The 18,522-nt window shown below is 64.0% G+C and carries 14 protein-coding genes and 1 other RNA gene; 10 read left to right on the top strand and 5 right to left on the bottom strand.

Going from position 1 to position 18,522, the window contains the following annotated elements:
• Nucleotides 1-34: 34 nt before the first annotated feature.
• The gene (locus QM467_RS06300) at nucleotides 35-253 is read right to left on the bottom strand and encodes a low affinity iron permease family protein (RefSeq protein WP_283365454.1); all 219 of its coding nucleotides are present in this window, start codon (nucleotides 251-253) and stop codon (nucleotides 35-37) included.
• A 427-nt stretch (nucleotides 254-680) separates the two neighbouring features.
• On the opposite strand from QM467_RS06300, the gene QM467_RS06295 reads away from it, so the two are divergent.
• From QM467_RS06295 to QM467_RS06270, 6 genes are all read left to right on the top strand, one after another.
• A complete protein-coding gene (locus tag QM467_RS06295; protein ID WP_283365453.1) occupies nucleotides 681-1,094 on the top strand; it encodes a PRC-barrel domain-containing protein in 414 nt (137 codons plus the stop codon).
• Nucleotides 1,095-1,354: 260 nt separating this feature from the next.
• The gene (gene otsB / locus QM467_RS06290; protein ID WP_283365452.1) at nucleotides 1,355-2,206 is read left to right on the top strand and encodes a trehalose-phosphatase; all 852 of its coding nucleotides are present in this window, start codon (nucleotides 1,355-1,357) and stop codon (nucleotides 2,204-2,206) included.
• The gene (locus tag QM467_RS06285; RefSeq protein ID WP_283365451.1) at nucleotides 2,203-3,987 is read left to right on the top strand and encodes a glycoside hydrolase family 15 protein; all 1,785 of its coding nucleotides are present in this window, start codon (nucleotides 2,203-2,205) and stop codon (nucleotides 3,985-3,987) included. Before otsB ends, QM467_RS06285 begins: the two co-directional genes overlap by 4 nt.
• The gene (locus QM467_RS06280; protein WP_283365450.1) at nucleotides 3,984-5,405 is read left to right on the top strand and encodes an alpha,alpha-trehalose-phosphate synthase (UDP-forming); all 1,422 of its coding nucleotides are present in this window, start codon (nucleotides 3,984-3,986) and stop codon (nucleotides 5,403-5,405) included. Before QM467_RS06285 ends, QM467_RS06280 begins: the two co-directional genes overlap by 4 nt.
• Before the next feature lie 136 nt (nucleotides 5,406-5,541).
• A complete protein-coding gene (locus tag QM467_RS06275; RefSeq protein ID WP_283365449.1) occupies nucleotides 5,542-6,645 on the top strand; it encodes a glycosyltransferase family 4 protein in 1,104 nt (367 codons plus the stop codon).
• Nucleotides 6,642-8,831: an amylo-alpha-1,6-glucosidase gene (locus tag QM467_RS06270; RefSeq protein WP_283365448.1), complete on the top strand. Its 2,190-nt coding sequence runs from the start codon at nucleotides 6,642-6,644 to the stop codon at nucleotides 8,829-8,831. The genes QM467_RS06275 and QM467_RS06270 overlap by 4 nt, the downstream gene beginning before the upstream one ends.
• Nucleotides 8,832-9,280: 449 nt before the next feature.
• On the opposite strand, the gene thyA is transcribed toward QM467_RS06270, so the two are convergent.
• On the bottom strand, nucleotides 9,281-10,177 hold the full coding sequence (gene thyA / locus QM467_RS06265; RefSeq protein ID WP_283365447.1) for a thymidylate synthase: 897 nt from the start codon (nucleotides 10,175-10,177) through the stop codon (nucleotides 9,281-9,283).
• A gap of 86 nt (nucleotides 10,178-10,263) precedes the next feature.
• Nucleotides 10,264-11,067: a DUF2189 domain-containing protein gene (locus tag QM467_RS06260; RefSeq protein WP_283365446.1), complete on the bottom strand. Its 804-nt coding sequence runs from the start codon at nucleotides 11,065-11,067 to the stop codon at nucleotides 10,264-10,266.
• Nucleotides 11,068-11,221: 154 nt separating this feature from the next.
• Here QM467_RS06260 and ssrA point away from each other — a divergent pair.
• The 4 genes from ssrA to QM467_RS06240 all read left to right on the top strand — a co-directional run bounded on the left by ssrA (nucleotide 11,222) and on the right by QM467_RS06240 (nucleotide 12,794).
• Nucleotides 11,222-11,580: a transfer-messenger RNA gene (ssrA, locus tag QM467_RS06255) on the top strand.
• 96 nt (nucleotides 11,581-11,676) lie between these two features.
• A complete protein-coding gene (locus QM467_RS06250; protein ID WP_283365445.1) occupies nucleotides 11,677-12,300 on the top strand; it encodes an SspB family protein in 624 nt (207 codons plus the stop codon).
• Between the two features lie 36 nt (nucleotides 12,301-12,336).
• Nucleotides 12,337-12,543, top strand: coding sequence for a DUF4169 family protein (locus tag QM467_RS06245; RefSeq protein WP_283365444.1), 207 nt, complete (start codon nucleotides 12,337-12,339; stop codon nucleotides 12,541-12,543).
• Nucleotides 12,540-12,794, top strand: coding sequence for a ribbon-helix-helix domain-containing protein (locus QM467_RS06240; protein ID WP_283365443.1), 255 nt, complete (start codon nucleotides 12,540-12,542; stop codon nucleotides 12,792-12,794). Before QM467_RS06245 ends, QM467_RS06240 begins: the two co-directional genes overlap by 4 nt.
• Nucleotides 12,795-12,798: 4 nt before the next feature.
• On the opposite strand, the gene QM467_RS06235 is transcribed toward QM467_RS06240, so the two are convergent.
• Nucleotides 12,799-16,017, bottom strand: coding sequence for a hypothetical protein (locus QM467_RS06235; RefSeq protein WP_283365442.1), 3,219 nt, complete (start codon nucleotides 16,015-16,017; stop codon nucleotides 12,799-12,801).
• Nucleotides 16,018-16,039: 22 nt separating this feature from the next.
• A complete protein-coding gene (locus tag QM467_RS06230; RefSeq protein WP_283365441.1) occupies nucleotides 16,040-18,391 on the bottom strand; it encodes an ATP-dependent helicase in 2,352 nt (783 codons plus the stop codon).
• Between the last annotated feature and the right edge of the window lie 131 nt (nucleotides 18,392-18,522).

Genomic DNA, 18,522 nt, shown 5'->3' with positions numbered 1-18,522 from the left:
GTCGTAAGCGATGCTCACCTTTCCAACGCCGTGGTCAAGAAATGTTTCCGCTGTTGATCACCCGTCGCCACGTGTCGCTGTACTGGAAGATGGGACCGGCGAGCGCCCACACGCGCACTACGCCCAGCGCCAGGCCGAAGGTCGCCGGCCGCCCCATCAGCTGAGCCGGCTTGACCGAAAAGGCGCGAAAGCCGTCGCCGATCGGCGATCGCTCAGTCCCCTCGATGAAAGGCGAAGGAAGCGGCTTGCGCATGATTTGTCTCCACATGCCGAAGAGCCTGAAACCCTGAAGAGCCTGAAACCCTGAAAACGCCAACGGCGGCGCCCCGGAAATGTTCCGCGCGCGCGCCGACGGCCGGCGCGGCGTGACTACGGAACAGCCGGCCGACGGCGCCGTTTGCTTCACGAGGGCGCATTCGTCGCCCGCGTCGCAGGCGCAAAACGCCGCCTTGTCGACCGAAATTCGTGCCGAACATCATCCGCGGCGGTGTTCGCCCGGGAAAATGGCCGGTAAGGCGCGCGGCGCCCAGCAACGACCACGGCCACCTTTGTGACAAACAAAAATCACTTTTATGGGAACATTTCAGTATATCAAACGTTATATTTCAAATTGTGAAGATATGCTGGCGCAGAAAAATAGACACCAAATATTTCAACACTCTGACGAAAGGACTTAAAGCATGAAACATATTGCGATTTTTGGAACGGTTACGCTTCTGTCACTCACCAGCCCCACCATCGCCCAGACGAATGCGCCCGCGATGAAGCCGGCGACCACGAACGCCATGCCCGTCAGTGAGCAGAGGCCGGATCAGGTTCTCGCCAGCAAGATGGTGGGCGCGACCATTTATGCGCCGAGCGACGAAAAGGTCGGCAATATCGAATATCTCGTGCTGAACACGTCGGGCCAGGTCGATGCGGTCGTCGTTGGCGTGGGAGGCTTCCTGGGCATCGACAAGAAGGACGTCGCCCTGACCTTCAGCTCGCTGAACGTCACCTATGATGTCGACAATTCGGTCAAGAAGATCGCCGCGAATGTGACCAGGGAGGGCATGAAGTCCGCTCCCGCCTATTACGACCTCAAGAAATCATGAGGACATTCGCAACGCCGATGAGATCCACGCAGGAGGAAATCATGTCTGGCGCCGCCGATAGAATTCGCGGCTTCGCCCACGATCAAGAAGATCGTCGACGGTGCCTGACGCCGTTCGCGTCGGCCCGCGCGACAAATGTCCTTGAGACGGAAAGCCCGCGCCCGGCAAGGGCGCCGCATTTCGTCGTCCGCCGCTCAAGCGCGGCTGTCGAGTGGCGCCCAAGATCTTGAACCCAAGATTTAGAACCCTGGAGAATGTCCATGAATCTGAAATCCGCAAGCAGCAGCCGCGGCGCCACGACTGGGACAACCTGCCAAACTCTGGCGTCCATTGGAGCGCGCCATATGCTGCCGGCCATCGACGATCTGGCGCAATATTGCATCTTTCTCGATCTGGACGGCACGCTGGTCGAGATCGAGGACCGCCCGGACGACGTCCGTGTCGACCCTGCGACTCTGGAATTCATCGAGCAATTGCGCGAGAAGGTCGGCCGGGCGCTGGCCGTCGTGTCCGGGCGGGATATCCACGCCATCGACCGCCTTCTCCATCCCCTCGTCCTGCCTGTGGCCGGGGTCCATGGCCTGCAACGCCGCGACGCGGCCGGCCGACTGCACTCGCCAACCATCGACCAGAGCGCTGTCGAAGCCATAGCGACCCGCGTCGAAGCCGCCTTCCTCGCGGAGCCAGGCGTCGTCATTGAACGGAAAGCCGGCGCCGTGGCCATCCACTACCGGCTGCGCCCTGATTTCGAGAGGAAATGCCAGGCCGTCGCCCAGAAGATCGTGCGCGACCGGGCGGACCTCAATCTGATCACTGGCAAGATGGTCTGCGAGATCCGGCTGCATGGAAACAACAAGGGCGGCGTGATCGGCAGCTTCCTCGAAGAACGCCCGTTCAAGGGCAGGCGGCCCATTTTCGCGGGCGACGACGTGACCGACGAATCGGGCTTCCTCACGGTCAACGCCTGCGGCGGCGTTTCGATCAAGATCGGGGAAGAGCTCACCGCCGCCCGCTACCGGGCCGCAAACGTGCTGGAACTGCGCAACTGGTTCGACGCGCTGATCGCCGCGCCAGGCGATCTCTCGCCGCCCAGGACGGCCGGCGCCAAATGAGCGACCTCGACCTCGGCGTCATTGGAAACTGCGCGGTCGCGGCGCTGATCGATCGGGACGCCCGGGTGGTCTGGTATTGCCTGCCGCGCTTCGATGGCGACCCGGTCTTCCATTCCTTGCTCGGCGCGCCGTCGGAGGCGCCGGACGATGGCGTTTTCGCTATCGAGCTCGAAGACCATGTTCACAGCGAACAGCATTATATCGAAAACACCGCGGTGCTCGTGACGGAATTGCACGGCAGGCAGGGATCGCTCCGCATCACCGATTTCGCGCCGCGCTTCGTCTGGCGGGATCGCCTGTTCTATCCCCAGGCCCTTGTGCGCAGGCTCACGCCGGTATCCGGCAGTCCGCGCATCAGGATCCGCCTGCGGCCGCGTTTCGATTATGGCTCGGTCGCGCCGACCCGCACCTATGGATCGCATCATATTCGATATGTAGGTCCTCAGACGACCATGCGTCTGACCACCGACGCGACGATCGATTTCATTCGCGACGAAACCTTTTTCAATCTGAGCACGCCGCTCGATCTCTTCCTTGGGCCGGACGAAACCTTGCAGCTGGGCGTCAAGGAGACCGCCGATCGGCTGGAGGAGCGCACGCTCGTCTATTGGCGCACCTGGACCCATCGTCTCGCCACGCCGTTTGAGTGGCAGGACGCGGTCATTCGCGCCGCCATAACGCTCAAGCTCTGCACCTATGAGCCGACCGGCGCGATTGTCGCGGCGCTCACCACCAGCATTCCCGAAAGCCCGGGCACGCAGCGCAACTGGGACTATCGCTTCTGCTGGCTGCGCGACGCCTATTTCGTCGTGCGCGCGCTCAACCGCCTCGCCGCCGTGCGGAAAATGGAGAATTACTTTCGCTGGCTGATGAATATCGTCGCGTCCTTGCACGAGAACGATATCCAGCCGGTCTATGGCATCGGGCTGGAAAACAGGCTGACCGAGCGGGAGATTCCCGACCTGCCCGGCTATCGCGGCATGGGGCCGGTGCGCGTCGGCAACCAGGCCTATGAGCACCTCCAATATGACAATTACGGCAACGTCATTCTGGGCGTCGCGCAGATGTTTCTCGACCGGCGCCTGCTTTCGCCGCCGAACCGGGCGGATTTTCAGCATCTCGAAGCCCTCGGCCGCCGGGCGCTCAAGTTCTATGACCAGCCGGACGCGGGCATGTGGGAATATCGCACCCGCGCCAATGTCCACACCACGTCCAGCCTGATGTGCTGGGCCGCCGCCGACCGCCTCGCGCGCATCGCCCACCATATCGGCGAGACGCAGCGCGCAAGCGAATGGCGCGCAAGCGCCAATCGAATCAGGGAAGTGATTCTGGAGCGCTCCTGGTCGAAGAAGCGGCAAGCCTTCGTCGATTCCTTCGAGGGCGAATATCTGGACGCCGGCGTGCTGCTGATGACGGAAGTGGACTTCATCGACCCCCGCGACCCCCGCATGGTCTCGACGGTCAAGCAATTGGAGGCGGTGCTGGGGCGCGGTCCGCACATGATGCGCTATGAAGCGGCCGATGATTTCGGCGCGCCCGGCACGGCCTTCAACACCTGCTCCTTCTGGCGCATAGACGCCTTGGCGCGCATGGGCCGCATCGAGGAGGCGCGCGAATATTTCGACGATCTGCTGAAACTGCGCAATCGCCTCGGCCTGATGTCCGAGGACGTCGACACCAAGACCGGCGAAATGTGGGGCAATTATCCGCAGACCTATTCGCTTGTCGGCATCGTCAATTGCGCCGTGCGCCTCTCCCGTCCCTGGGAGGCCGTCATATGACGAGGCTGGTCGTCGTCTCGAACCGCGTTTCCGATCCAGGCCCCAAGGGCTCGGCCGCCGGCGGTCTGGCGGTCTGCCTGCTCGACGCCATGCGCGATCGCGGCGGTCTGTGGTTTGGCTGGAACGGGGATCTCGTCGCGGAAGAGAGCGAGATCGCCATCTCCTGCACCAAGCACGGCCGCTGCACGCTGATGACCGCCCCGCTCACCGAGCGCGATTATCGCGAGTTCTATCTCGGCTTTTCCAACGAGGTCCTGTGGCCGATCCATCATTACCGGCTCGATCTCGCCCGTTTCACGCTCGAGGCCGGCGAAGGCTATCGACGGGTCAACGCCCGCTTCGCCGACCTGCTGACGCCGCATCTGCGCCGCAGCGACCTTATTTGGGTCCACGACTATCACCTGATCCCGCTCGGCGCCGATTTGCGGGCGCGCGGCGTCGGCAACCAGATCGGGTTTTTCCTGCATATTCCCTTCCCCCCGCCAGATATTCTGACGGCGGCGCCCGAATATGAGCGGCTGGCGCTGACCCTGCTCGATTACGATCTCGTCGGCTTCCAGACCGCCTCCGATCAGGCGAATTTCTCCCGTTTCGTCAGCGAAGTCCTGGGTGGGGAGATTGTCGCGCCGGATAGCGTGCGGCTTGAAGGCAAGTTTCTGAAAACCGGCGTTTTTCCGGCCGGCATCGATGTCGATTCCTTCGTCGCCATGGCGGAGGACCCCGAGGGCGCGAACAAGATCCGGCAATATGAGCGTCATGGCGCGACGCGCCTTTACGCCATCGGCGTCGACCGGCTGGACTATAGCAAGGGCCTGCCGGAGAAATTCCTCGCCTTCCGGCGTCTGCTCGATTCCTATCCCGAGAACGACAAGCCGATGACCCTGATCCAGGTCGCCTCGCCCACCCGCGACGATCTGCAAGCCTATGTCGACATCCGTCACGAACTCGAGGCCCTGTCCGGCAAGGTCAATGGCAAGTTCGGCGATTTCGACTGGACGCCGCTGCGCTACATCCATCGCTCCGTGCCGCGCGAAACCATCGCCGTTCATTACCGCGCCAGCCGCATCGGGCTCGTCACGCCTTTGCGCGACGGCATGAATCTCGTGGCGAAGGAATATGTCGCCGCGCAAGACGAGGCGGATCCCGGCGTTCTGATCCTGTCGCGCTTCGCCGGGGCCGCCGAGGATCTGCAGGAAGCCCTGATCGTCAATCCCTATGACATCGACGAGGTCGCGCATGCGATGCGCCGAGCGATTGAAATGCGAAAGGAAGAGCGCATCGAGCGCCATCGCATGCTCATGAAACGCATTCGCCAGCACGACGCCTGCAACTGGATGGTGAGCTTTTTGCGCGCCTTGCGCTCCTGCCGCGGAATGGAGGATCGCCCTGACCAAGAAAAGCAGCTCCGAGAGATTTGAAGCGTAGCTGTAGAGCGCGCCAGAACCTTGATTCTCGAAACTGCCAAGTCTGTCTCAATTTTTGATGAGCCGAACAGAAGGCTTGAAACCACTTGCGGGCTTGAGCGTTGTTCTAGCCGCCAGGGAGGCATTCAACATGAAAATCGCTCAAATCGCCCCACCAATGGAAAGTGTGCCTCCGAGACTCTACGGTGGGACGGAGCGCGTTGTTTCCTATCTCACGGAAGAACTCGTCAATATGGGCCATGACGTCACGCTTTTCGCGAGCGGCGATTCCCTGACGGCGGCCACTCTCGTTCCTTGCGCGCCGACGGCCCTGCGCCTCGATGACCAGGTGAGAGACACGATCCCCTATTACATGCTGATGCTCGAGCGCGTGCGGCAGCAGGCCCATAACTTCGACATCCTGCATTTTCACATCGACTATTTTCACTTCCCGCTGTTTCGCTCGATCGCGCGGCGCACGGTGACCACTTTGCACGGACGGCTGGATATTCCCGGTTTGCCAGCATTCTATAACGCCTTTGACGGCATGCCTTTGGTGTCGATTTCCGACGCGCAGCGAGCGCCCCTGCCGAAGGTCAGTTTCGCCGAGACCATTCATCATGGCCTGCCATTGCAGTTTCACCGCCCGACCTTCGATCCGCGCGGGGGTTATGTCGCGTTCCTCGGCCGCATCTCCCCCGAAAAGGGGCCGGAACAGGCCATTCAGATCGCTCGGATCATGGGGATTCCCCTCAAGATCGCGGCGAAGGTCGACAGGGCGGACGAGGCCTATTTTCGTGAACGCGTCGCGCCTTTGCTCAAGAGCCCGGGCGTCGAATTCATCGGAGAGATCAACGAGCGGCAGAAGACCAGGTTTCTCGGCGAGGCGCTGGCGCTTCTCTTCCCGATCGACTGGCCCGAGCCTTTCGGCCTGACCATGATCGAAGCGATGGCCTGCGGGACTCCGGTGCTGGCGTTCCGAAGGGGCTCCGTTCCCGAGATCATCGATGAGGGCGTAACCGGCGTGATTGTCGACGGCATGGAGCAGGCCGCCGCCGCCCTGCCCCGTGTGCTGGGGCTTGACCGGCGAGCCGTCCACCGGCGTTTCGAGGTGCGCTTTTCGGCGCGCGCGATGGCGGAGAACTATGTGAACCTCTATCGCTCGCTGCTGGCGCCCCCGCCGGAACTGGAACTCGACATCAAACGGGAGGCCGCCGCGCCGCGACGCGTCAGTTCGCCGGGGGCAGCGCTTTGAAGGAAGTCCCGACGCCATCAATTGTCGAGTCGCTCGATCCGGCGCCGGAAGCCGATTTCTACATTCCGGCGACCGGCCCCACGCGACATCGGCGCAATCTCAAGCATGACGACACTTTCACCGTCATCGACAGCCATGGCGACATCGGCGCCAGCGCCGGCGGCGTCGATGGAATCTTCCGCTCCGACACGCGATATCTCTCCTATTTCGAGTTCCTGCTCAATGGCATGCAGCTTCTGCTGCTGAGCTCAAATGTGCGCGACGACAACTCGATCCTGTCGGTCGATCTGACCAATCCCGACATCTATCTCGACAACAAGCTCGTTCTGCACAAGGATATCGTCCATATCGCCCGGACCTTGTACTTGTGGCGCGGCGCCGCCTACCAGCGGTTCGGCGCGCAGAATCATGGCGACGAAACGGCGCCGCTGCGGCTGGCCTTCGCTTTCGGCAGCGATTTCGCCGATATCTTCGAGGTGCGCGGCATAAGGCGCGAGAGTCGCGGCGTCGCCTCCGCCAGCGTGGTCGACGAGAATAGCGTCCTGCTGCGCTACGAGGGTCTCGATGGCCTCACGCGCTCCACCACGCTTCTGTTCGACCCTCCGCCCACGCAGCTGACCACCAGCGTCGCGTCCTATTCGATCCTCCTGGCGCCCGGCGAACGGCTTTCAATATTCGCCACGGTCTGCTGCGACGACACATGCCAGACGCCGCCTGCGCCGTTCCTTCGCGGGCTGGTTTCGGCGGCGCGCGAAGCGAAAGCCATGAGCGCCAATACGGCCAGCGTCGAAACGTCCAACGACCTGTTCAATCAGATCCTCTGCCGCTCCACGGCCGATATCAAAATGCTGACGACGGAAACCGCTCAGGGGCCGTTTCCCTATGCGGGCATCCCTTGGTATTCGACCACCTTTGGCCGCGACGGCATCATCACCGCGATCGAGCTGCTGTGGTGCGATCCCAGAATCGCGCGCGGCGTTCTCAGGCGGCTTGCGGCCTTTCAGGCGAAGAGCTTCGACCCGATCAACGACGCGGAGCCCGGAAAAATCCTGCACGAAATGCGTGCGGGCGAAATGGCGATCCTGCATGAGGTTCCGTTCGCGCTCTATTATGGCAGCGTGGATTCGACGCCGCTTTTCGTCATGCTCGCGGGGCTCTATTTCGAGCGCACGGGCGACAGCCAGACCATTCTGGAATTATGGCCGCATATTACCGCGGCTTTGGCGTGGATCGATGGGCCGGGCGACCCCGACCGCGACGGCTTCGTCGAATATCATCGTCAAACCGATCAGGGCCTCGCCAATCAGGGCTGGAAGGATTCCCACGACGCCGTCTTTCATGCCGACGGACAGCTGGCGAAGGGGCCGATCGCGCTCGCGGAAGTGCAGGGCTATGTCTTCATGGCCAAGCAGCTCGCGGCGCGGCTCGCGCGGCGCCTGGGAAACCAGCCTCTTGCGGATGCGCTCAACAGGCAGGCGGGCGAGCTTGCGATCCGTTTCGAGGAAAGCTTCTGGTGCCCGGAAATTGGAAGCTATGCGCTCGCGCTCGATGGCGCGAAGCGGCAATGCAAAGTACGCACCTCGAACGCCGGGCAGCTTCTTTTCACGGGCGTCGTCTCGCGCGCCCGCGCGGCGGAAGTGACGGAAGGCCTGATGCGCCCGGGCTTTTTTTCCGGTTGGGGAATTCGCACGCTGTGCCAGTCGGAACAGCGCTATAATCCCATGTCCTATCACAATGGATCGGTGTGGCCGCACGACAACGCCCTGATCGCGCTCGGCTTCGCCCGCAACGGATTGTCGCGTCCGATCGAGCGCGTGTTCACGGGCCTGTTCGACGCAGCGACCTATATGGACGCCAACCGCTTGCCCGAGCTGTTTTGTGGCTTCCAGCGCCGGCGCGGGCGCGGTCCGACGCTCTATCCCGTCGCATGCGCGCCGCAGGCCTGGGCCGCGGCGGCGCCCTTCGCGCTGCTGCAGGCGTCGCTTGGCCTCAGCTTCAACCCCGATTTGAATGAAATCCGGCTGCTTAATCCGCGGCTGCCGTCATTCGTCGACGAAGTCATCCTGCGCCAACTGCGTCTCGGCAACTCCAATCTGGATCTCGCAATCGGCCGTCACGGCGAAGAGGTGTCCCTGCGCGTGCTACGACGTGAAGGGCAGCTTCGCGTGACCGCAATTCACACCTGAATCACGCCCCGCCTATTGCGGCTGGCCGTTCTTTTTGGCGCCGCTCACGTCTTCGCTCTGATTCGTGCCGTTCTTCCTGGCGTTGGTTTGCTTCTGGATTTTACTTTTGTGCCTTTTCGCCCCCGGCGATTGGTCGCCCTGCCTCTGCATGCCGGCTCCGTTCGGGTCGTCGCGATGGAGGGCTGAGCAAAAGCCGCCGCCACCATGAGAGTAAATGCGCCCAAGACCCCTATCGCGATCAAATTTCTGGTCACGATTCGCTCCTCATTGAATAATGATTTACGTATGAAGAGCTTGAATCCCGCCACCGCTCCAATAGCCAAGCAAAAATATTTATCCAACTAAAGAATTCAGAAAAATATAAGAGGTCCGTGAGCTTTCATGACTTCGACTTGACCGCGACCCCGTACTTGCCACGGCAGCGTTTCGACGCTTCGCCCTTGCGGAGTTTATACAGCGACCTCCGCCGCGATATGGGGGTGCGGATCATAGCCTTGAACATCGAAATCTTCGATTCGATAGTCGTCGATGCTCGCCGCGCGCCTCTTGAGCACAAGGCGCGGAAATGGTCTCGGCTCGCGCGTCAACTGCAGCCGGGCCTGCTCAAGATGGTTCAGATATAGGTGAACGTCGCCGCCAACCCAGACAAATTCGCCGAGCTCCAGATCGCATTGCTGCGCGATCATGGCCTGTAGCGCGACGCCAGCGGCCCAGTTGAATGGATTGCCCAGCAGAACGTCCACGCTGCGCTGGAACAAGAGGCAGGACAGCTTATCCTTGGCGACGTGAAACTGATAAACCATGTGGCAGGGCGGCAAGGCCATCTGATCGATTTCCGCGACGTTCCAGCCGTGAAACAGGATGCGCCGGCTCGTCGGGTTGTTTTTCAAGGCGTCGATCACGCCGGCGATCTGATCGAATGCGCGACCGTCCGGCCCCTGCCAGCGGCGCCATTGCTTGCCATAGACCGGCCCCAGATCGCCCCAGCGCGCGGCGAAGGCGTCGTCCTCGACGATGCGCTTCTCGAAAGCCTCCTGGCTGACGTTCTCGCCGGTTTCCTTGCGATAGCGGGCGAGCGGCCAATCTGTCCAGATCCGAACATTTTCCTTGAGCAGCGCCTGAATATTGGTCTTGCCCGTCAGAAACCACAGCATCTCCTTGATCGCGGTTTTCCAGTAAACCCGCTTCGTGGTTAGGATTGGCGCATAGGCGCCGACATCGAAGCGCGCCATCGCGCCAAAAACCGAGAGCGTGCCGACGCCCGTCCGATCAATGCGGCGATCGCCATGCTCCAGCACCTGCTGGAGCAGATCGAGATATTGATATTCGGGGTGGCGGTTCAACATGCGTCACTCACTTCCATCGGCGCGACGCCGAGGCTCCGCCGTTTCGGGCCGGCAGTTTAGCGATTCGGCGCGCAGAGGAAACCCGCTCAGGGCTCTATGAGCTTCCTGTACACATGCCAGGACGCGTGGCCGAGCAAGGGCAGCACCAGAGTCAGGCCCAGCAGGCCGGACAGCAGGCCGAAGGCCAGGAACAGGGCGATGAGCAGGGCCCAGGCCAGCAGCGGCCACGGGTTCAACAGCACGGACTTCACCGAGGCGATCATCGCCGTCACGAAATCCACATCGCGGTCGAGCAGCAGCGGGCAGGACACCACCGAGATCGAAAAGACGACGAAGGCGATGCCGCCGCCGATCACATTGCCGACCAGGATGAAGACGAGGCCCTTGGGCGTGGACAAGGCCTCCTGCACGAACTGGGCGGGGTCCGGCATGTGGGCGCCATAGAACATCAAGTAGAGGAAGAAGGAATAATCGATCCAGAGGATGAAGGAAAACAACGAAATCAGGCACATCCAGCCGAGATCGCGGCCGCCGCTGGTCTTGACGGAGCGCAGCACCGCGCCCCAGGAGAGCGGCTCGCCAACCTCCAGCCTGCGGCTGACTTCATAGAGCACCGCCGCCGAGAAGGGCACCACCAGCGCGATGCCGGTGAGAAAGGGATAGGTGAAATAATTCAGGCCGGAAAGCTTGGCGAAAAAGATCGCGATCCAGCCGCAAAGCGTGTGCAGCAAGCCGACGGTGAGGCCGTATTTCGGCGCGGCCTTCAAGTCGTCCCAACCGGCGACCAGCGAATTGAAAATGTCGTCTTTCTGCAGCTTGCGGACGACCACTTCGCGCCGGACGCGAGTCCCGGCCTCTCCGGCCGCCGCCGCCTGGGCGTTCTCCTCCATGCCTTCCCCCTGAGTTCCGTCATTTCCGCCTGCTTTTCGCGGGTCTGGCTCTCGACAGATTGCGGCGCCCGCGCCAAGGCGGCAAGGGCCCGCGAGGCCTTGTCCGGCGTTCGGAAGCAATCAAAAGGGATGAAAGGGGAGAATTTCCAATTCTCCCCTTTCGCCGGAGGGGCGGCTTCTCTATATTCTCCATGCCGCCCTCGGGCGGCTATGGCGATAAATTGGGATCGGAATAAGCCTTTCGGACCCGGGGGCGGTACCCGGCGCCTCCACCCCGGCCCGTCTGTAATCAGGCGGGCCGCGGCGGGGGCGAAATAGGATCGACGAGGGTGTAAAGGGTCTTCTTTTGCCCGGCATGATACCGCCGTTATCGGGTCAAACCTATAGTTGCCAATGACAACTATGCTCCGGTGGCCGTCGCTGCGTAATGCGGTGATAGTACCGAAATTAAAGTCCTGAGGCTTAGCCGTTTCAGGCGGGGCCCGGAGGCGCCTGGCAACAGAAGCCTCCACTTCCTTCATGCCGGAGCGCGCGGCGGCGAGGCCGGATGTCATCTGGACGTCGCCCTCTGACACTGCGGCCCGGCGAGCGAAAGATGCGACGCCGTCAATGTCGACCGATTTGATTCGATACGATCTTCAGGTTCAGGACGCGCTGCGCGGCGTGGTCCGCAAGGTTCTGGCGGACGCTGCGCGCGACGGCTTGCCCGGCGAGCATCATTTCTACATCACCTTCCGCACCAATGCGCCGGGCGTCAGCCTGTCGTCGCGGTTGCGCGAGCAATATCCAGACGAAATGACCATCATCCTGCAATACCAGTTCTGGGATTTGCGGGTGGATGATGAATCCTTCGAAGTCGGGCTTCATTTCAAGAACATTCCCGAGAAGCTGCACATCCCTTACGACGCCATCTCCGGCTTCTATGATCCGTCCGTGCAATTCGGCCTGAAATTCGAACCCCAGGCGGATGATGACGACGATCTGGAAGACGAAGAGGAAACCATTGTCGGCCCGGCCGCCAACAGGCCGCGTCCGGTTCCCGCGCCCGAGGCCGCAAGGGCGAAGCTGCGCGGCGCGGCCTCCGAGCCGGACGTGATTCCCGCCGGCGCTCCCGCCGCCGAGTCGGCCCACGCCGCAAAGGACGAGGGCAAGGCCGCGAAACCCGTCGCCTCGGACGCTTCCGGCGAGGAATCCAAAGTCGTCTCGATCGATTCGTTCCGCAAGAAGACCTGAGCCCGGCGAATTCGCCCAAACCCGGAAAGCGTGACCATGGGAGAGATCGTCAATCTCCGCCGCGCCCGCAAGGCGCAGGTGCGCCGCAAGGACGAAGAGCAGGCCCAGGAAAACCGCGTCCTGTTCGGCTTGAGCAAGGCTGAGCGCCAATTCGCTGAAACGGCCAGGACCCTCGCCGAACGCCGGCTCGAAGGCCATCGCCTCAACGGCGAGATCAAACCCGAGTCCGGCGAATCCAAATGACCGCAGCGCCGGCGCCGCGCGAGGCTCCGGGCCTCATGCGCAAGCATTCCTTGGTCATCGCCGGCCACAGCACCAGCATAACGCTCGAATTCGCCTTCTGGGACGCCTTGCGCGAACTGGCCCGCGAGCGCGGCCTGTCCGTCGCGGCTCTGGTCGCCGAAATCGACGCGACGCGCGGCGAAGCCAATCTCTCCTCCGCCTTGCGGGTGCATCTGCTACAGTTTTTTCGCGACAGAGCGGCGCGCGGTTGAAGCTTCAAGGCTCCGTCGGGGCTGGCTGGGACTGCGCCGGACCGTCTGGAACGGCCGGCTGCGCCGACAGCGCGCGGGCTCTTTCCTGATCCTGCCGTTTCTGCAATTCGATCCGGGCATATTCGCGCTCCAGCGCGCGCATGGCGACTGAATTGACGAAAGCGGTCGCATCGGTGCGGCGGGACGGCGTGCGCCATGGCCCGCTCCAGACCACCGCGCCGATCGGCGCGGGGCCATCCCACCCGGCCGGGAGATTTTGCGCGGCGGCGGAAAGAGCGAGTGAAAAGCTGGAGTCGCGCAGATCGAAGCCGGCTTCGAGGCCCTGCGCGCCCGCGTCCGCCGGCGCGAAAACCGCCTGCCCGCCCGCGAGCCGGAATTTGAAATTCGCCTCACCCCGTCGCTGGGCCTCGCGCGCGAAAGCCGCATCGAGGCTCTTTGCGACCAGCCTGGCGTCGAACGGCTCTTCGTTCGCCTCGCTCGCGGCCAAAACTTGATCCGGCGCGCGCGGCGCGGCGCCCTCGACCGCGAGGTCGAGCAGCCGGACGACGCCATCCCCGGAGAGCGATCCGACCAAAGCCGCGGCATTGGCGCCATTGCCCGCGAAGTTGAGTTTGAAGCCAAGCCGCGCCGACAGCGCCGGATTTTTCAAATTGAGGTTCTCGCCCTTCGCCTCGCCGCTCAACGTGACCTGCGCGCCCTCGCGCCGCAGGTCCAGACCGCCGCCAATGACGCCGCCGAAGCCCTCGACGACGGCCTGCGCGATGGAAAGCTCGCCCGGCCCGAGCGTGAGGTCGAAGCGCGCGCGGGCGCCGAAAGGCTGCAGGTCGGCGGTCTCGATCGCCAGCCTTGCCCTCGGCGGATCGAAAATCACCGGGGCGAAGGACAGGCTCGGCCACAAGGCCCCGGCCTTGACCGGCGCGGGCGGGCCAAGCACGAGGGCCGCGAGCGCCGGCGCCGAAAGGCGGTCCAGCCGCAATGCGCCCTTTAGCCCGTCTCCTTCCGCATTGAGATCGCCGGACAGCTTGGCGCCGGCCCATTCGCCATTGAGGTTTTGCAGCGTCAAGGCGCCGTCGCGCCAGGCGGCGCGCGCCGCGAGGCGCAATGGCGCGGACGCCGTCGGCGCGGCGGAAAAACCGCTCAATATCTTGCCGGCGTCGCCGTAAAGCGTGGCGTCGCCCGCGACGGAGACATCGCCGGCCGGGTCCGCGAGCGCGCCACGAAATTCCGCGCGCAGCCCCGCGAGATCGGCGGAGGCCGTGACGTTCTGCCCGCCGTCGCGCGACGGATCGGCCTGCGTCCGCGCCGAAACCCGCGCCGGGCCGAGCCGCTGCGTCCAGACCGTCTGCGCGCCAAACTGGTTGAGCAGCGCGCTCGCCTCGGGCGCCGTGAGTTCGAACGCGACATCGCGTTTTCCGCCCGCGGCGGGAACGAAAGAAGCCGCCAGCTTGGTCGCGCCAAGCGTTCCGTTGAGCGTGAAGCCGCCCTCGCCAGCCTTGCCCGCGAGATCGGCGGGCGACAGGCTTTTCGCCCGCGCCGCCAACGCCTTGCCGGCGGCGCCGGGCCAGAGCCGCGCCAGAGCCTGCGCCAGTGGCCCAAGTTCGCCCGCTTTCAGTCGCGCCTCGCCTTGCAGGCTGGAAAAGTCCTTGCGCCAGGCGGCGGAAGCGGTGAGATCGGCGCCGCCGATATTGCGCATCTCCAGCCGCTCGAGCCTCGTCGCCTCGCCCGTGCGCATCAGATGCGCCCTGATGCGCCCGCCCTCGCCCGACAGCACGCCCGCCCGCGCGGATTTGACCGTCTGCGCCTCCAGCGACAGGTCGAGATCGAGCCCGTCTAAACTCGTCCCCGCGAAATCGGGGCCAAGGTCGAGGTCGAGCGCCGGGGCGGAAAGCCGCGCCGACAGCAGCGGGCGCGCCTCGGCCTGTTCCGGACGGAGGCGGATTTCGCCGGAAAGCCGCGCGCGGTCCAGCGCGAAGCTGGCGTTGGTCAGCGCCCACTCGCCGGGCGTCGCTGCGAAATCGCCGGCGATGTCCGCACCATGCAGGTTCACTCCGGCAAAGGCGCGGCTGGCTACGGGCGCGGCCTCGCGCAGGGCGGCGGCGAAGGCGGTGAAATCAGAGGTCTTCAGCTGCGCCCTGCCCCGCCAGCCGCTCTTGTCGGAGCTAGCGGAAATTTCGACCCTGGCGCCGCCGGGACCCAAGGCCCGGACCTGGGCCGGGCCGCCCGCGCGCCAAAAAATCTGCGCCTGCGACCAGTCCATTCCGCGCCAGTCCAACGCCTCGACGCTGGCGCGCAGGTCGAGCGGCGCGCCGCCATCCTTCGCGGCCAGCACGGGCGCGGCGAGAAACTCCGCCCAGGGGCTCGACAGGCTCGGCGAATCGACATTGAGGGCGAGCATGCCGCTTCGCGTCTCGTACCGGGCGCTTCCCGAGACCTTCTCCGCCAGCGCGCCGTCGCCGAGACGGGCCGTGAACTCTTTCGCCAGCGCGCCATCGAGCCAGAGCAGGACAGAGCCCTGCGCCGTCCATGGGCCGGGGGCGGCCTTTCCCGCCGCCTTGGCCTCGCCTTCGAAAGCCGGCGTCCCGGAAAGATCGACGCGGCCGTCGAGGTCCAGTTTCGCGGCGTCCTCGGGCCAGGTCAGGCTGGCCTTCAGCGGCAGAAGGTTTTTCGCGACGACATCCGAAGCGAGGGAAAAGGCGAGCCGCTGGCCGCCCCGGTCGAAGGCGCCGCGTCCGCTGAACGGGCCTTGCAGCGACGGGATTTGCGCCGTGACATCCAGCGCGGCCAGTTCGATCGCCGTCGTCCCGGCGCGCGCAACCGTCACATGGGAGCGACGCAGGATCAGTGTGTCGAATTGCAGCGCCGCCGTCTTGGGGCGCCGCGCCTTGTCGGAGTCGAGCGCGATCTCCGCGCCGTCGAACAAGGCGCGCGTAAATTGCAGCTTCCCCTGCAACAGGGCGGGCAAAGACAGGGCGAACACCGCCTTTTTGGCCCGGAGACTGCCGAATTCGCCTGAGACATCCAGACTTTCGGAGCTGAAGCGCGGCGTCGGCAGGAAGCGCAGCGCGATCGGGCCGTCGAATCGGACCCGCGCGCCGGACGCCTGCGACAGTTCCTCGGCGAGGCGCGGACGCATCGCATCGAAATCGACCACGAAAGGCGCGGCGAAGGCGGCGCTCAGCACGACGATCAGCGCGATCCCGATATAGGTCAAGAGATCGCGCATGGCTCGCCCAAACCCCGCCGCGTCAGCCGCGCAGCTCCACGAAGGAATCGAGCACGAGTTTGCGGCCCGCCTTGTCGAAGTCAATGGTGAGCTTGGCGCCATCGACCGCCGCGACCGAACCCGGCCCGAATTTCACATGGAAAATCCGCGCGCCGGGCGCGAATTTGCCCGCCGAATTCGACCGGGACAGAACCTCGCCCTCGATGGTCTTGGGCGCGCGGGACGCCTGAGCCGGAGCAGCGGCAGCCCGGCTTTGCGCGCGCTTCCAGCCCGGCGTTTCGACATGCGAGCCATAGGCGTCGATATTGGCGAAGCGCGATTGCGCATAGGCGCCATAAGAGCCGCCGCTGCGCGCCTCGTCGACCACCTGGACATGATCGGCGGGCAGGTCGTCGATGAAGCGCGACGGGACCGTGCTCTGCCACAACCCATGGATGCGGCGATTGCTGGCGAAGATGATTTTCGCGCGGCGGCGCGCCCGCGTCACCCCGACATAGGCGAGGCGGCGCTCCTCCTCCAGCCCGGCGCGGCCGCTTTCGTCGAGCGAACGCTGGTGCGGAAACAGCCCCTCCTCCCAGCCAGGCAGGAAGACCGTGTCGAACTCCAGCCCCTTGGCGCCATGCAGGGTCATGATCGAGACGCGCGGGCCGGCGTCCTTGTTGTCAACGTCCATGACCAGCGAGACATGTTCAAGAAAGGCGCCGAGATCGGGAAATTCCTCCATGGAGCGGATCAACTCCTTGAGGTTTTCCAGCCGTCCCTCGGCCTCCGCCGTGCGCTCCTGCTTCCAGAAATCGGTATAGCCGGATTCTTCCAGGATCTGCTCGGCCAGTTCGTAATGCGGCTTGTGCTCGATCTGGGCCGACCAGCGCGAAAAATCCGCCAGCAGCGCGCGCAGGGTTCCGCGCGGCTTGGGTCTCAGCTCTTCCGTCTCGACCAGGGCGCGGGCCGCCTGCATCAGCGGAATCTGCCGCAGCCGGGCGAATTCATGCACCGTCTGCAGCGTGCTTTCGCCGAGGCCCCTTTTTGGCGTGTTGACGATGCGCTCGAAGGCGAGGCCGTCGGACGGCTGGGCGACGCAGCGCAGATAGGCCAGCGCGTCGCGGATTTCGAGCCGTTCATAGAATCGCGGGCCGCCGATCACCTTGTAAGGCAGACCCAGATTGATGAAACGCTCCTCGAATTCGCGCATCTGGAAAGAGGCGCGCACGAGAATGGCCATGTCGTCCAGCGAAGCGCCTTGACGCTGCAATTGCTCGATGTCCTCGCCGACGACGCGGGCCTCCTCCTCGGAATCCCAGACGCCCGCGACGCTCGGCTTCTCGCCCCATTCGCCATCGGTGAACAGGGTCTTGCCGAGCCGGTCGCGGTTGCGCGCGATGAGATGGGAGGCGGCGGCGAGGATATGGCCGGTGGAGCGGTAGTTGCGCTCCAGCCGGATGACCTTGGCGCCGGGAAAATCCTTTTCAAAGCGCAGGATGTTGTCCACCTCGGCGCCGCGCCAGCCGTAGATCGACTGGTCGTCGTCGCCGACGCAGCACAGGTTCTGCGGCTGGGACGGATCGCTCCGCTGGGCCAGCAGCCGCAGCCAGAGATATTGCGCGGCGTTGGTGTCCTGATATTCGTCCACCAGAATATATTTGAATCGCTGCTGATACTCGCGCAGCACGTCCGGATTTTCGCGCAACAGGCGCAGGGATTCGAGCAGGAGATCGCCGAAATCGACGGCGTTGAGGATCTTCAGCCGCTCCTGGTAAAGCGTGTAGAGCGCCGCGCCCTTGCCATTGGCGAAGGACTGGGCCTCGCCCGCCGGGACGTGCCGGGCGTCGAGGCCGCGGTTCTTCCAGTTGTCAATCAGATAGGACAGCGCGCGGGCGGTCCAGCGCTTGTCGTCGATGTTTTCCGCCTTCAGCACCTGCTTGAGCAGGCGCATCTGGTCGTCTGTGTCGAGGATGGTGAAATTGGATTTCAGGTCGACCAGTTCGGCGTGACGGCGCAGGATTTTCGCGGAAATGGCGTGGAACGTGCCGAGCCAGCCCATCCCCTCGGCGCCCGGGCCGATCAGCGCCGCGACGCGCTCCTTCATCTCGCGCGCCGCCTTGTTGGTGAAGGTGACCGCCAGAATCTCATGCGGCCGGGCGCGGCCCAGCGCCAGAATATGGGCGATGCGCGAGGTCAGGACCCGCGTCTTGCCGGTGCCAGCCCCGGCCAGGACCAGAACCGGCCCGTCCAGCGCCTCCACCGCCTCGCGCTGCTCGGGATTGAGCGCGGTGAGCCACTCGGGCGCTCCACGCCCGGCGAGAGCCCGCGCGGAAATCCCGCCGGGGCGCGGGCGGAAGACATCGTCGTCATCTGTCGAGAACGGATCGGACAAAGCTTGGCCTTGAGCGAACGAAGGGCGAATCGTTAACCGCAATGTGGGACCGGATGGCGGTCTTGTCGAATCCGGGGGCGAAATTTGACAGCGAGCGTCATGTCAGTTTGGGACAAGGCGCGATCCGCTAA

The organism is Rhodoblastus sp. 17X3 (assembly GCF_030056575.1).
In the GTDB taxonomy this organism is placed as follows: Bacteria; Pseudomonadota; Alphaproteobacteria; order Rhizobiales; family Beijerinckiaceae; genus Rhodoblastus.
This window is presented reverse-complemented; position numbering and strand designations above follow the sequence as displayed.

Bases quoted from the DNA above. Each gene is read 5' to 3' on its own strand.
- QM467_RS06300 (WP_283365454.1), bottom strand. From the start codon at position 253: ATGCGCAAGCCGCTTCCTTCGCCTTTCATCGAGGGGACTGAGCGATCG.
- QM467_RS06295 (WP_283365453.1), top strand. From the start codon at position 681: ATGAAACATATTGCGATTTTTGGAACGGTTACGCTTCTGTCACTCACC.
- otsB (WP_283365452.1), top strand. From the start codon at position 1,355: ATGAATCTGAAATCCGCAAGCAGCAGCCGCGGCGCCACGACTGGGACA.
- QM467_RS06285 (WP_283365451.1), top strand. From the start codon at position 2,203: ATGAGCGACCTCGACCTCGGCGTCATTGGAAACTGCGCGGTCGCGGCG.
- QM467_RS06280 (WP_283365450.1), top strand. From the start codon at position 3,984: ATGACGAGGCTGGTCGTCGTCTCGAACCGCGTTTCCGATCCAGGCCCC.
- QM467_RS06275 (WP_283365449.1), top strand. From the start codon at position 5,542: ATGAAAATCGCTCAAATCGCCCCACCAATGGAAAGTGTGCCTCCGAGA.
- thyA (WP_283365447.1), bottom strand. From the start codon at position 10,177: ATGTTGAACCGCCACCCCGAATATCAATATCTCGATCTGCTCCAGCAG.
- QM467_RS06260 (WP_283365446.1), bottom strand. From the start codon at position 11,067: ATGGAGGAGAACGCCCAGGCGGCGGCGGCCGGAGAGGCCGGGACTCGC.
- QM467_RS06250 (WP_283365445.1), top strand. From the start codon at position 11,677: ATGTCGACCGATTTGATTCGATACGATCTTCAGGTTCAGGACGCGCTG.
- QM467_RS06245 (WP_283365444.1), top strand. From the start codon at position 12,337: ATGGGAGAGATCGTCAATCTCCGCCGCGCCCGCAAGGCGCAGGTGCGC.
- QM467_RS06240 (WP_283365443.1), top strand. From the start codon at position 12,540: ATGACCGCAGCGCCGGCGCCGCGCGAGGCTCCGGGCCTCATGCGCAAG.
- QM467_RS06235 (WP_283365442.1), bottom strand. From the start codon at position 16,017: ATGCGCGATCTCTTGACCTATATCGGGATCGCGCTGATCGTCGTGCTG.